14 protein-coding genes are annotated in these 13,390 nt (G+C 64.3%); 9 read left to right on the forward strand and 5 right to left on the reverse strand.

Features of this window, described 5'->3' with window-relative positions; all coding sequences use genetic code 11:
* Together MAXJ12_RS00325 and MAXJ12_RS00330 are read left to right on the forward strand one after the other, a co-directional pair.
* Window positions 1–3,442 (forward strand): tetratricopeptide repeat protein (locus MAXJ12_RS00325; protein ID WP_008833727.1); only part of this gene is annotated, 3,442 nt, incomplete at its 5' end.
* Window positions 3,442–5,259, forward strand: coding sequence for a CHASE2 domain-containing protein (locus tag MAXJ12_RS00330; RefSeq protein WP_008833728.1), 1,818 nt, complete (start codon window positions 3,442–3,444; stop codon window positions 5,257–5,259). The genes MAXJ12_RS00325 and MAXJ12_RS00330, both read left to right, overlap by 1 nt.
* 3 nt (window positions 5,260–5,262) lie before the next feature.
* Here the strand turns inward: MAXJ12_RS00330 and MAXJ12_RS00335 are convergent, their stop codons facing one another.
* Complete coding sequence (locus MAXJ12_RS00335; protein WP_040584462.1) at window positions 5,263–5,820, reverse strand: GNAT family N-acetyltransferase; 558 nt, start codon at window positions 5,818–5,820, stop codon at window positions 5,263–5,265.
* A 102-nt stretch (window positions 5,821–5,922) separates the two neighbouring features.
* On the reverse strand, window positions 5,923–6,159 hold the full coding sequence (locus MAXJ12_RS00340) for a YdeI/OmpD-associated family protein (protein WP_008833730.1): 237 nt from the start codon (window positions 6,157–6,159) through the stop codon (window positions 5,923–5,925).
* Between the two features lie 111 nt (window positions 6,160–6,270).
* Between MAXJ12_RS00340 and MAXJ12_RS00345 the strand changes: the two genes are divergently transcribed.
* The gene (locus MAXJ12_RS00345) at window positions 6,271–6,720 is read left to right on the forward strand and encodes a DUF2214 family protein (RefSeq protein WP_008833731.1); all 450 of its coding nucleotides are present in this window, start codon (window positions 6,271–6,273) and stop codon (window positions 6,718–6,720) included.
* Here the strand turns inward: MAXJ12_RS00345 and nth are convergent.
* Complete coding sequence (gene nth, locus MAXJ12_RS00350) at window positions 6,714–7,490, reverse strand: endonuclease III (protein WP_008833732.1); 777 nt, start codon at window positions 7,488–7,490, stop codon at window positions 6,714–6,716. The genes MAXJ12_RS00345 and nth overlap by 7 nt on opposite strands.
* Before the next feature lie 22 nt (window positions 7,491–7,512).
* Between nth and MAXJ12_RS00355 the strand changes: the two genes are divergently transcribed.
* The 4 genes from MAXJ12_RS00355 to MAXJ12_RS00370 all read left to right on the forward strand — a co-directional run bounded on the left by MAXJ12_RS00355 (window position 7,513) and on the right by MAXJ12_RS00370 (window position 10,620).
* Window positions 7,513–8,004, forward strand: a complete 492-nt coding sequence (locus MAXJ12_RS00355) for a DUF2244 domain-containing protein (protein WP_040584467.1) — start codon at window positions 7,513–7,515, stop codon at window positions 8,002–8,004.
* Window positions 8,005–8,071: 67 nt separating this feature from the next.
* Entirely contained in the window at window positions 8,072–8,953 is an 882-nt protein-coding gene (locus MAXJ12_RS00360; protein WP_008833734.1) for a methylated-DNA--[protein]-cysteine S-methyltransferase, read from the forward strand.
* An 81-nt stretch (window positions 8,954–9,034) separates the two neighbouring features.
* Window positions 9,035–9,937: a ribokinase gene (locus MAXJ12_RS00365; protein ID WP_008833735.1), complete on the forward strand. Its 903-nt coding sequence runs from the start codon at window positions 9,035–9,037 to the stop codon at window positions 9,935–9,937.
* Between the two features lie 68 nt (window positions 9,938–10,005).
* A complete protein-coding gene (locus tag MAXJ12_RS00370) occupies window positions 10,006–10,620 on the forward strand; it encodes a LysE family translocator (protein ID WP_008833736.1) in 615 nt (204 codons plus the stop codon).
* Window positions 10,621–10,784: 164 nt separating this feature from the next.
* Here MAXJ12_RS00370 and MAXJ12_RS00375 read toward each other — a convergent pair whose 3' ends face one another.
* Window positions 10,785–11,726 carry a nucleoside hydrolase gene (locus tag MAXJ12_RS00375; RefSeq protein WP_008833737.1) on the reverse strand — a complete coding sequence of 314 codons (942 nt, stop codon included), beginning with the start codon at window positions 11,724–11,726 and terminating at the stop codon, window positions 10,785–10,787.
* Window positions 11,727–11,848: 122 nt separating this feature from the next.
* On the opposite strand from MAXJ12_RS00375, the gene MAXJ12_RS00380 reads away from it, so the two are divergent.
* Window positions 11,849–12,274, forward strand: a complete 426-nt coding sequence (locus MAXJ12_RS00380; RefSeq protein WP_008833738.1) for an Hsp20 family protein — start codon at window positions 11,849–11,851, stop codon at window positions 12,272–12,274.
* Between the two features lie 74 nt (window positions 12,275–12,348).
* Window positions 12,349–12,609: a BQ00720 family protein gene (locus tag MAXJ12_RS00385; RefSeq protein ID WP_008833739.1), complete on the forward strand. Its 261-nt coding sequence runs from the start codon at window positions 12,349–12,351 to the stop codon at window positions 12,607–12,609.
* 313 nt (window positions 12,610–12,922) lie between these two features.
* On the opposite strand, the gene MAXJ12_RS00390 is transcribed toward MAXJ12_RS00385, so the two are convergent.
* Window positions 12,923–13,390, reverse strand: a 468-nt coding sequence (locus MAXJ12_RS00390) for an IS110 family RNA-guided transposase (RefSeq protein ID WP_008833741.1), incomplete at its 5' end; no start/stop codon positions are given.

The raw sequence follows: 13,390 nt of genomic DNA on the forward strand, positions 1-13,390 counted from the left end.
CGGCAATGGCAGGACCTCGCTGACCGTGCTCGAAGGGACGGTCGAACTCGCCAATGAATTCGGCTCGGTCAGCGTGGCTGAAGGCGAGGCAGCGGCAGCCAGCATAGGCTCGGCGCCGACGAAGCTGGTCATCGTCGCGCCGAAGGACCGGGAACAGATGCTGTTCTTCCTGTCGGCGCGCAGTTCATTCAACCTGCTGCCTGCTTCGTCCTTGTCCAGCGCCGACATGCGCAAAGCCCGCAGCCGGATAACGGCGATTGCCCCCACGAACCGCTCGGCCGAAGACTGGTTGACGCTGGCCGAGGTCAGCCTGAGCTACGAGGGCCGCGACGCGGCGCTCGAAGCCGCAACGCGGGCACGCGGCTTCAGCCTGTCGCGAGCGCAAAAGGCACGACTCGACCTCGTGGATGCGCTGATCGCCGGCGCCGACCAGCGCTATGTCGAAGCAGCGCAGCTGTTCGCCGCAGCCGCCCCGCATCTCGACAGGCCCAGACGGGCGATGGCCGAGTTCGGGGGCTATTATGCGCGCTCGCTCGCCGATCCGACACGCGCCGAGATACCGCCGGCTCCTGCGGGCGGCGGACCCAATGCCGCCATCGCCGAGGCGTTCACGGCTGGTTTCCTGGTCGACATCAAGGCCGCTATCGCCGTTCTTGAGAAGGCCGAGCGGCGCCATCCGGGCGATCCGACGCTGCCTGCCATCAGGGCCCAGTTCGCCATGCTGCTGGACGACCGCGAACAGATGGAGGAAGGGATCGACAAGGCGCTCGCCCTCGACCCCGACGATCCGATGGCACTGGAAGCGCGCAGCTTTTACCGCGCCGGCTACAAGGGCGACATAGAAGGCGCCTACGCCGACATTGCCCGCGCCGCCGAAATAGCGCCGGGGTCGACGACGATCTGGAACCAGTTGGGTCTCGTGCAGAGTGCGCGCGGAGCGGACAGGGAAGCCGAAGCGGCGCTCAAGCGCGCGATAGAGCTCGATCCGAAGGATCCCGTCTCTCATGCCAATCTGGCGATCCACTATCTTGATCAGGACCGCGTCGCGGAAGCCAAGGCCGAGATCGACAAGGCGCTTGAAGTCGACCCGGCCTTCGATGTCGGGCTGATCGCGCGCGGGCGATATCACCTGCAGACCGGCGAGTTGGACAAGGCGCGCGACGACCTGCTGGCTGGCACCACAGCCAATCCCGGTTATTCACAGGGACTGCTGCTTCTGGCCGCTGGCTATTACGAGAGCGGCGACCTCGATGCCGCCGCGCAAGCCTTGAAGAACGCCGACCGTCTCGATCCCAATGATCCTGTCATATCCTCCTTCCGCACCGCCATCGCCATCGACGACTACGATGCGGAGGCCGCGATCGACAGCGCGCAGGAGGCGCTCCGCCGTTCGCGGGCCCGCGGCGGCGACTACGCCTCGCTCAGCGCCAACCGGGACGCCGGCTCGCTGCTCAACAACGCGTTTCGGTTGCAGGGCCTCAACGCCTGGGGCCGGTTTTACGGTGACGCCGTATTCGACCCATTCTCCGGCTCGGCTTTCGTCGATCAGGCGGTTTCCGGCAGCCCCGATCCGTTCGTCAACGACTTGGACTACGGCACAGACGCCCTCGAGCCGGAAATCAACAATGCCGGCTTTTCGTCCTTCTTCCAGGGGCTGCTGCTGGATCCGCAGATGATTTCCGGCCGCTCGCGCAGCGCCAACCTGTTTCGGCGGCCGTTCCTCGAAGGCTCGATCGGCGGCGGCTTCGTCGCGAATGAGGGCGACGACGCCGGCTGGACCACAAGTGCAGAAGTGCAGGGCTTCGCCGCCGCGCCCTTTCCGATTAGCATCTACGGTAGTTTTTCCGGACTGAAGGCGGAGGATTCGCGCGAGCAGAGCTATTTCGACGACGGCATCGCCACCGACACCACATTTACGCTGGAGGATGAGGATTTCAGCGGCACGGGCTACATCGCCGCGAAACCTACCCCCTATGATCGCGTCGTCGCCTATGTGGATGTGCGCAGCGACGTGGACGATATTGATGACTTTTTGTCCAGCCTTGAGCCTGGCGTATTTGCCGGAGCGATCCCGTTCCTGGATGACGAAGATGTGGGGGTGGCGCTCACCTTGTACGACACGGCGTATGCCCGGCAGGTGCAGGACCGTTCCATGACGTCCGGTCTCGCCTGGAGCCACGCCTTTGGTTACCGCAACATGGTGACCGCCGGCGTGTTCAGTTCGGGGTTCGACCAGTCCAGCGAGGAACGAGGCACGCTTACCTTCGACGGCATCCCCTTCTACATCGACACGCTGGACCCGGTTATCGACCCAGACACGGGACTACCGTACCTGTTCGGAGTTCTTGGTGACGCCACGATCAATGCCGAATTCAAACAGGCATCGACGACCGCGGCGCTGTCGCACTCGCTAGGCCTTGAGGACGTCACGCTGCGATACGGGATTGAAGGCGGTCGCCTGTCGCAAGACAAGAGCGAGTCGACGGTAGTTGATTACCTGCTGGGGGGAATTCTCTCTACCGACTTGACGACCGAGACTTCGGAATACGATGTGTCGCTTCGCGCAGCCCGTGCCTATTTCGACGTGTTGTACGAGATCTCACCGACGCTGACGGTCGAAGCCGGTCTGTTCGGCAATTATCTCGCCGGCGAGACAGAGGTATTCACCGAAGTCACCGAGGACGATGAAACGGAGTCGATTTTCCAACGCGGCGAGATAGAAGAATTCCGGGCCGAACCGCGCTTCGGCGTGGCCTGGGAGCCCGTGGCCGGCCAATGGCTGCGCGGTGGTTACATCCGCGAGTCCGGCGCTTTCGCCAGCGGCTCGCTTGCTCCCGCCGGCATCGTCGGCCTGCAGTCAAACCAGTTACCGCTAGGGGTGACGGGCTATTCCGACACTTTCGCGGCGCGCTGGGACGCCGAGTGGACGGATCGCTTCTTCACTTCGCTGGACTTCCAGCATCAGGAATTCGAAGACATCAGTATTCTTGTTCCCGCAGGGATAACCACCATCGACCTTCAGGAAGGGCGGATAGACCGCGCGAGCGCCACCGCCAATATGCGCCTCGGCGGCGGCTTCGGCGCCTTCGCCACCTTCGCTTATGCCGATTCCGAGAACCAGGACCCCGACAGCATCGGCTTCGGCGGGCCGGTCCCCTTCGTACCGGAAACTGCGGCCCGGCTCGGCTTGACCTGGGTGAATCCCGCCAACGTCAAGGTTACTGTGGCTGCGACCTATGTTGGCAAACGCACCGGCGATGAATCCGGCACGGAACTCGACCCCTACTGGACCGCCGATGCGTTTCTCACTTGGGAGCCATTCGACAAGCGCTTCGCGCTTGAGCTTGCCGGTTACAATCTGCTCAACGAGGAATTCGACGTCGCACCCTACACACCCGGCTGGGGCCGCAGCTTTGTAGGCTCGTTCAAGGTCCGATTCTGATGTTTCGGAGCGGCCCGTGGTGGAAGGGCCTCGGCGCTTCCGCATCCGGCTCGCCGCGCCGCAACAGTATCTTGGCGATCGCGACTGCTGCAGCGCTGCTCGCGACCGGGCTGTCCTTCCTAACGCCCTGGAAACTGGTCGAGGCGCGGGCGTTCGACTATCTCTCGACCATCGCGCCGCCGACGCGGCCGGGCGACGGGCCGGTCATCGTCGCCATCGACGAGCCCTCGCTCGCCGAGATCGGCCTGCAATGGCCGTGGCCGCGCGACCTGCACGCAAAGCTGATCGAGGCGCTGCGCCGCGCCGGGGCCAAGGCGATCGGCGTCGACATCATCTTCGCGGAACCTTCCAGCCCTGCCGCCGACGAGGCGCTGGCGGCAGCGCTCGGGCCGGATGTTGTGCTGGCCGGCGACGAGACCTTCATCGAAACCGACCATGCCGCCCAGCATGTCCGGGTGGAGCCTTTGGCGATGCTGGCGGCCACCGGCGCAAGGACCGGCATCGCTTCGATCGCACCCGACGGCGACGGCATATTGCGGCGCGTGCCGGGCTACCGCGACGGCTTCGCGGCACAGCTTGCCGAGATTGCCGGCCGCCCGGCCGCCGTTCCCGCCAACGCTCTTATCCAGACGTTCGGCCCCTCGCGCACCTATCCGACCGTCTCCTATTACCAGGCGCTGGATCCCGATAATTTCCTTCCGGAAAACTATTTCCGCGACCGCATCGTCATGGTCGGGCTCAGCCTCCAGAACGCGCCGACGCTTTCCGAAGGCGGGGCCGACGTTCACGCGACATCCTTTACCATCCGCACCGGCAGGCTGGTCGCCGGCGTTGAAATCCAGGCAACAATCTTCGACAATCTCGCGGGGCGGCTGTTCATCGGCCGCGCCGATGCCGCCACGGCGATGCTGTTCGTCGTGCTCGGCGCATCGGCCGGCGCAATACTGGTCTGGCGGCAGACCGGATGGCGCACGCTCGCCGGCTTCGTCATCGCGGCGGGCGCGCTGCTTGCGGGCAGCTACTTGCTTCTGCGCTTCGGCCGCATCTTCGCACCGCCGCTGGCGCCAACATTGGCGATGGGGCTGGTGGCCGGCGCCCAGAGCGCGCGCGACTTCGCCGCCGAGCGCCGGATGCGCCAGGGCATCACCCGAGCCTTCTCGCAATATCTCTCGCCCGCTCTGGTCGAGCGGCTGGCGCGCGATCCGTCGCAGCTTCGCCTCGGCGGCGAGGTCAGGGCGCTGACCATCCTGTTTTGCGACATTCGCGGCTTCACCACGATCGCCGAAGGCATGAAGGGCGATCCGGAGCGGCTGACCACGCTGATCAATAGGCTCCTGACGCCGCTTTCGGAGGTGGTGATGGCGCATGGCGGCACCATCGACAAATATATCGGCGACTGCCTGATGGCCTTCTGGAACGCGCCGCTCGATGATCCCGACCACGCCACCCATGCGGTGGAAGCCGCACTCGGGATGATGCAGGCGCTCGACGATTTGAATGGCGAGTTGCGGGCGGAGGCCGAGGCGCGCGGCGAGACGCCAATTGCGCTGCGCATCGGCATCGGCATCAATACCGGCCATTGCGTGGTCGGCAATGTCGGCTCCGAGCGCCGGTTCGACTATTCGGCTCTCGGCGACGCGGTCAATCTGGCCTCGCGGCTCGAAGGCGCATCGAAGGAGCTCGGCGTGCCGCTGGTCGTCGGCCAGGCAACCGCCGACCAGGTTTCAGAGCGAATCCAGCTCCGAAAACTCAGGGAGATCACCGTGAAGGGCCGCGCCGAGCCGGTTACCGTCTACGCGCCGACGGCGCTGGACTGACGTTCAGACGGCAGCCCCAACGCGTTCGAACATGATGGTGGGCTTGTCGTGATAAGCCGTCCGGGCGATTTCACGATAGCCGCATTTTTGCGCGACGTTGATCGAGCCCGCATTGTCGGGATCGATGATGCAGACGGTGTTCGCGCCGCCGAAGCGGCTGTCGGCCCAGGCAGCGGCAGCTCCGACGATCTCGGTGGCGAAGCCCTGGCCGTGGGCGGCGGCAACCAGCCCCCAGCCGGCCTCGGCTCTTCCCTCCAGCGAAGGCTGGATGTCGCGCTTCAGGTCGTGAAACCCGGCTTCGCCGATGAAGCGGCCGGTCGCCTTTTCCTCCACCGCCCAGAAGCCGTAGCCGATCATCGCCCACATGCCGGGGTGTCGCAGGAAGCGCAGCCAGCTTTCTTCGCGCGTACGCGGCTTGCCGCCGGCGATGAAGCGCGTGACGGCAGGATGCACCCACATCGCTGCATAATCGTCGAAATCGGCAAGCCGGTGGGCGCGCAATATGGTGCGGGGCGTCTCGATGACGGGAATGTCGATGGCGATGGGCAAGGGCTTCTCCATAGGCAGGTCGGCGCACGGTACAATTTTCGGCGCGCGCCGGATGAGCCAACACGCGGTACAGCCTTCCGCCAGGGGCATTGGTAGAATCAAGGATAGAGCCGGTCAGCGTCGGTCGCCGCGCCACGCCATCTTCATGTAGACGTCGCCGCGCTCGAGTTCGTCCAGCATCTGGTTGAGCCGCTTGCGGCGCGTCTCCTCGTGCTTGGCTCGCGCGATCCAGCCGAGGTAGTCATTGCGCTGGTAGTCCGGCCGCGCGTCATAGGCGTTCGTCAAGCCGCGCGACCTGAGTTCATCGCGGATGTGGTCCGGCATTGGATTGATGTCGCGCGCAAGTGCCATTTGTCGGAAACTAGCTTGATTGCAGCAGCGATCAAGCGTCAATCGGCGGTTGCCAAAGCCGGATTTTCGAGGCCTATTTCTGCTGCGGTTCGAACACAGCGGAAGGCGAGCATGGCGACCGATCTCGTTCTGGCGATATTCCACCATTTCCTGGCCTTCCTCTTGGCTTCGGTGCTCGCCACCGAATGGACGCTTATCCGGCCGGGCCTCGGGGGGCGCAATCTCGCGCTGCTCGGACGGCTCGACGCCGCCTATGGCGGGATCGCCGGGACACTGATCGCGGTCGGTATCCTGCGCGTCTTCTTCGGCCTGAAGGGCTGGGAATATTATGTCTACAACACGATGTTCTGGGCCAAGATGGCGTCTCTGGTGGCCGTCGGCATGCTTTCGATGGGGCCGACCGCGCGTATCGTCAGATGGCGCAAGGCCGCAACGGACCCAGCCTATACCGTCCCCGACGCCGAGATCGAGACGGCGCGCTCCTACATCAAGGTGCAGATCGTCGGCTTCGCGCTGATCCTCATCTTCGCCGCCACCATGGCGCGCGGCGTATTCTACTGAGCGGCCAGTTCCGCCGGTTCGAGAGGCTTCAGCTCGACCAGCGGCGCCGGCACGCTGTTGGTCTTTTCGGGAGCTTTGCAGAGATCGGCGATGACGCAGACCTCGCATTCCGGCTTGCGCGCCTTGCACACATAGCGGCCGTGCAGGATCAGCCAGTGATGGGCGTGGCGCATGTACTCGTCCGGGATGATTTTCACCAGCCCGGCTTCGACCTTCTCCGGCGTCTTGCCGGGGGCGAGGCCCAGCCGGTTGCCGATCCGGAAAATATGGGTGTCGACCGCCATGGTTGGCTGGCCGAAGGCCATGTTGAGCACGACGTTCGCCGTCTTTCGCCCCACGCCCGGCAGCTTGACGAGAAGATCGCGCTCGCCGGGAACCTCGCCGCCGAAATCGCGGATCAGAGCCTCCGACAGCGCGATCACGTTTTTCGCCTTGTTGCGCCACAGGCCGATAGTGCGGATATAGTCGCCGACGCGCTCCTCCCCCAGCTCCAGCATCCTTTGCGGCGTATCGGCGACGGCAAACAGCGCCCGCGTCGCCTTGTTGACGCCGACATCGGTGGCCTGCGCCGACAGCACCACGGCGACCAGAAGGGTGAAGGCGTTGATGTGCTCCAGTTCGCCCTTCGGTTCTGGGCGCTGGACCGAGAAGCGGCGGAAGATCTCGCGCACTTCGGCAGGCGTATAGCGCGAACGCGCACGGAAGCTGCGCGTGCGCGGCCTGGCTTTGGCTGCGGCGGCCGGCTCGCTTTTGGCCTTGGGCTTTTTCATGCGACCTCTATATTCCGTCGGCATGAGCGAGACAAACGCCGCCTCTCCCGACGAGCCTTTTTTCAAGGCGCTGCTGACGCCGCACCGCTCGCTCGGCCGCACCGGCTTCATGGTGCTGATGGGCGCGCTGATATTCGGCTGGCTCGCCACCGGCGCCGTCTTCCTCAGCCAGGGCGCGTGGCCGGTTTTCGGCTTTTTCGGGCTCGACGTGCTCTTGATCTATGTAGCCTTCCGGCTGAACTATCGCGCCGCACGAGCCCGCGAAGAAGTGTCGCTGTCGCGCACAAGCCTCAACATCAGGAAGACCGCCCCCTCCGGCCGGGCCGAGGCGCATCATTTCAACCCGTTCTGGGCGAACTTTTCCGTCGCCAGGCACGACGAGATCGGCATCACGAAAATGACGGTGGAAGGCCAAGGCCGCGCCGTGCCGATCGGCGGCTTCCTCAATCCGGACGACCGGGAAAGCTTCGCCGCCGCTTTTTCGCGGGCGCTGGCCAGAGCGAAATCCGGCTGAAATTATGCATGAATCGGGTGGAGAAACAGCTCCCGAACCGCGATATTCGCGTTCAAGGAGATTTGCCATGAACGCACAGACCGCGATCCTGCAAAAGGACATCACACCTCAGGGCGGAGATTATGAAACCGTTCGCCGCGTCATCGAGAAGATCAGCCTCGACTATCGCGACCAGCCCTCGCTCGAAACGCTGGCCGCCGAGGTAGGCGAGACGCCGACCAACCTGCAGAAGCTTTTCACCCGCTGGGCCGGGCTTTCGCCCAAAGGCTTTTTGCAGGCGGTGACGCTCGACCATGCACGCAAGCTGCTCGACAGCGGCATGCCGCTGCTCGAAACCTCGTTCGAGGTGGGCATGTCAGGCCCAGGGCGGCTACACGACCTGTTCGTCACCCATGAGGCGATGTCGCCCGGCGACTACAAGACCCGAGGCGCTGGGCTGACCATCCGCTACGGCTACCACATCTCGCCCTTTGGCATCGCCCAGATCATGGTCACCGACCGCGGGCTGGCTGGCCTGTCCTTCAATGACGCCGGTGGCGAGCGGGCGGCCTTCGCCGATATGTCGAGCCGCTGGCCCAACGCGAACTATATCGAGGACATGGCCGCGACCGCGCCCTATGCCGCGCGCATCTTCGACCCGGCCAGATGGCGCTCGGACCAGCCGCTGCGCGTCGTCATGATAGGCACGGACTTCCAGCTCCGCGTCTGGGAGGCGCTGCTGAAGATCCCGATGGGCAAGGCGCGCAGCTATTCATCGATCGCCGCCGAGATTGGTTCGCCAAATGCCAGCCGCGCGGTCGGCGCGGCTATCGGGGCGAACCCGCTCTCCTTCGTGGTTCCGTGCCACCGGGCGCTGGGCAAATCCGGCCAGTTGACCGGCTACCACTGGGGCCTCACCCGCAAGCGGGCGATCCTCGGCTGGGAAGCCGGCCAGGTCTGCGCCCGCTGATTGCCGCCATCACGGGCGACGGCTATTCCAATCGCTGAACGACATCGCTAGCTTCCCGGAAAATCACCGGGAGGCTTTTTCTTGATCATCGTCATCGGCTCGATCAATCTCGATCTCATCGCCACCGTCGACCGCCTGCCCGATCCGGGCGAGACCGTTCCCGGCAGCGCGTTCAAGACCGCGCCCGGCGGCAAAGGCGCGAACCAGGCGCTGGCGGCGGCGCGCGCCGGCGCAGACGTCCACATGATCGGCGCCGTCGGCAAGGACGCATTCGCCGCCGAGGCGCTGGCCTGCCTCAGGGAAGGCGGAATCGAGCTTTCCGGCGTCCGCGAAGTGCATGCGGCGACCGGGACGGCGCACATACTTGTCGACAGCCACGGAGAAAACGTGATCGTGGTGGTGCCTGGCGCCAATGACGCGGTGCTGCCGGGCGACCTCGTCAACGTCGCGCCGAAGAAGGGCGACATTCTGCTCCTCCAGCACGAGATCCCGCAGGCGACGATCGAAGCGACCCTCGACGCCTCCCGGGCGGCCGGCGCCACCACGATCCTCAACACCGCGCCGTTCCGCATCGAGGCCGCATCATCTCTCGGAAAGGCCGACTATGTCGTCGCCAACGAAACCGAATTCGATCTTTACGGCGAGCTGCTGAAGCTGCGCGGCCGCGACCGCCCCGCCCGGATGAGGAGCTTTGCGGAAAGCACTGGACGGACGATCATCGTCACGCTCGGCGGCGAAGGCGTGCTCGCCGCGACGCCTGAGGATTTCTTCGAAGCGCCGGCGCTGAAGATCACTCCCGTCGACACGGTCGGGGCCGGCGACACGTTTTGCGGCTATCTCGCAGCCGGGCTGGCATCCGGCCTTGGGTTGGAAGACGCGCTGCGCCGCGCGGCGGCGGCGGGCTCGCTGGCCTGCCTGAAACCCGGCGCGCAGCCTGCCATACCGCTGGCCAAGGAGGTCGACGCGGCGCTGCCGCGCGGCTGACATCAAGCACCCTTGACGAACACCCCGCAAAATGCAGCCCTGACACCTGCAACCATCAGGGGCAAAAGATGTCGCTCGAAGTCTACATCGCCTACACGCTCGCCTGCATCGTCATCATCCTGGTGCCGGGACCGACCGTGACCCTGGTCATCGCATCGAGCATGCGCCACGGCACGCGCGCCGGCCTGCTCAACGTCGCCGGGACCCAGGCCGGCATAGCAATGATGATCGCCATCGTCGGCATCGGCCTCAATTCGATGATCGAGACGATGGGGCACTGGTTCGAATGGGTCCGGCTGCTCGGCGCCGCCTACCTCATCTATATCGGCTGGCAGATGATCCGTTCGAGCGGCAAGCTCTCCGAGGGCGAAGCGCCGGTCGCGCCGCGCGGCGGCTTTTTCCTGCAGGGCTTTCTGGTTGCCGTCAGCAACCCGAAGACGCTGATCTTCTTCGGCGCCTTCATCCCGCAATTCATCGACCACAACCTCGCCTACATGCCGCAGATCGTCACTATGGGCGTCACCGCGCTGATTTTCGCTGCGTTTTCGGACTCCGCCTACGCCATCGTCGCCGGCCGCGCCGGCAAGGCGCTCTCGGCGCGGCGGGTAAAACTGCTCTCCCGCATCAGCGGCGGTTTTTTGATCGGCGGCGGCCTATGGCTGGCGTTTTCGCGGGCGAAGTGAGAACCCCTTTTCCTTCTCCCCTTGTGGGAGAAGGTGGATTGGCGCGAAGCGCCAAGACGGATGAGGGGTGTTGGAAGGAACGCTACCAGCGCCAAGCTGGAGCACCCTCATCCGATCTCGCTACGCTCGGCCACCTTCTCCCACAAGGGAGAAGGGTGGCGCGCTTACAACCTACCCAACCGCTCCACCAGCAGTGCAAAAAAGCCCTCATGGTCGATGTCGCGCATGTAGGTGACGTTCTTTTCGCGCTTGGTGACGCCCCACCAATCGGCAACCGTCATGCCCATGGTCAGTTCGGAACTGGTCTCGACGGTCACGTTACAGCGGCGGCCCTTGAAGAATTCCGGCTTCAGGAGATAGGCGATGACGCAAGGGTCGTGCAGCGGGCCGCCGTCGGTGCCGTACTTCTCCTCGTCGAAGCGCTCGAAGAATTCCAGCATTTCGGCGGTCGCGACGCCGACCCTGGTGCCGAGTTCGCGGAAGGCGGCGACGCGCTTGGCCGTTGTCAGCGCCTTATGGGTGACGTCGAGCGGCATCATCACGATCGGTATGCCGGATTTCAGCACGATGTCGGCGGCGTGCGGGTCGACATAGATGTTGAACTCGGCGGTCGGCGTGATGTTGCCCCCCTCGAAGAAGCCCCCGCCCATAAGCACGATCTCGCGGATGCGAGGCGCAATCTGCGGCTCGCGGATAAGCGCCAGCGCGATGTTGGTCAGCGGCCCGAGCGGGCAAAGCGTCACCGCGCCGCTTTCCTCCCGCATCAGCGTCTCGACTATGAAATCGACGGCATGCTGCTCCTGCAGCTTCATGGTGGGGTCCGGAAGCTGGGGGCCGTTGAGACCGCTTTGGCCATGCACATGCTCGGCGGTTTCGAGTTCCCGCACCAGCGGCCGCACCGCGCCTGCGAAAACCTTCGTTTCCGGCTTTCCGGCCAGCTCGCAGATCTTGCGGGCGTTCTTCTCGGTCAGCTTCAGGGGAACATTGCCCGCAACCGCCGTGATCCCGAGGATTTCGAGCTCCGGGCTCGCCAGCGCCAGCAGGATCGCGACGGCGTCGTCCTGGCCTGGATCCGTGTCGATGATGATCTTGCGGGGTGCGGGCATTTCGTTTCCTTTTGATGCTGCCGTGCAGACTTGAACTTGTTTGCGGCGCGGACCATATCAGCATCGTCAGGAAAAATGCCATCCGGGTTTTTCCTGTCAGGTCGCTCTTAGAGGACACGGAAATGAGTCGCATGACGCCTTTTTCGAGCCCGCTTCTGCTCGGGTTCGACGCAATGGAAAAGACGCTCGAACGCCTGGCGAAAACAGGCGACAGCTATCCCCCCTACAATATCGAGCGCATCCGGAACGCCGAAGGGTCAGGCGAAAGACTACGCATCACGCTGGCGGTCGCCGGCTTCTGCGACGAGGATCTGGAGGTCACGACCGAGGAGAATCAGCTCGTCGTTCGCGGCCGGCAGAACGACGAGACCGAGCGGGAGTTCCTGCACCGCGGGATAGCGGCGCGGCAGTTCCAACGCTGCTTCGTGCTTGCAGACGGCATGAGGGTGATCGCGGCGGAATTGAAGAACGGACTTCTGGCGATCGATCTCGACCGGCCCGAGCCCGAAAGGCTCGTACGGAAAATAAACATTTCGGTGAAAGACTGAAACAATTCTCGCCGGAACCAAACAGCTCTATGGCGGGTTGGTCATCAAGGACGCCCCGCGAGCAGGAGGCTAACATGGCATATCAAGGCACACGGCAAATCACCGTTTCGAAGGCCGATCTTGCGCATCTCGGCGAGGGCTCGGTGGCGTATCTGCGCGAAATGGGCAGCGACGAGTTGAAGGGCAAGTTCCCCGGCCTGCCGGAGATCGCGCCGAACACGACCCTCTGGGCGCTCTTCGCCGCCAACGGCCAGCCAATCCTTTTGTCCGACGAGCGCGACCGCGCGCTGGCCGGCGCCTTGGAAAACGACCTGATCCCGGTCGCGATCCACTAGGCGGGCAATACCCCCAACGATAACGGGCGGCCTGGAGCCGCCCGCCCACGAATTCCAAAAAACGTATGGCTCGCCCCGCCTGCAAGCGATTTTTTGACGGCGTCTCAGTCTGCGCCAACGTATCCGGTCTCGGGGCGATGATCGTCCCCGGCCAAGATGGAGCTTACGCGCGTACCGATCCTCATAAAGACGTCGGCGTCTAGCGCCATTTTTTTGGTCAGGATGTCGGCACACCGTTCGACTGTCAGGCCATCTTTTCAGTCCACTCACAGACAACGCTGGCCTGAAGGTCTCCCTTCTGGCCGATCTCTGATTATCCGACCGACGGCAACGCCGCCATCTGGAAGGGACGCCCGCTTCTCAGTACCGCCCAGATGATCCTGGCCATCTTCGCCGCCAGCGCGACAACAGCCGTGTTCATATGAGTTCGCGACAGCAGGCCTCGCAGCCATTCGCCCAACAGCGTCTTCCCTTTGGCAAGGGATGGCAGCGCTGCTCGTGCTCCATGGATCAGCATCCTACGAAGATAGCCGTTGCCGCGCTTGCTGATCCCCAGAAGCTTAGGCTTACCTCCGGTCGTCATTTGTCGAGGCACGAGTCCAAGCCAGGCCGCAAGGTCACGGCCCCGGCCAAACGTCTCGGCCTTTCCGACCGACGCTACGAACGCGGTCGCATTCAATGAGCCGATCCCCGGGATCGTCGAGAGCAGCTTCATCGATGCATCCGTGCGAGCGAGTTCCGCGAACTCCGCGTCGAAGACGACAATGCGAGCATCGAGGGC

The sequence above is a fragment of the Mesorhizobium alhagi CCNWXJ12-2 genome, assembly GCF_000236565.1.
Lineage (GTDB): Bacteria > Pseudomonadota > Alphaproteobacteria > Rhizobiales > Rhizobiaceae > Allomesorhizobium > Allomesorhizobium alhagi.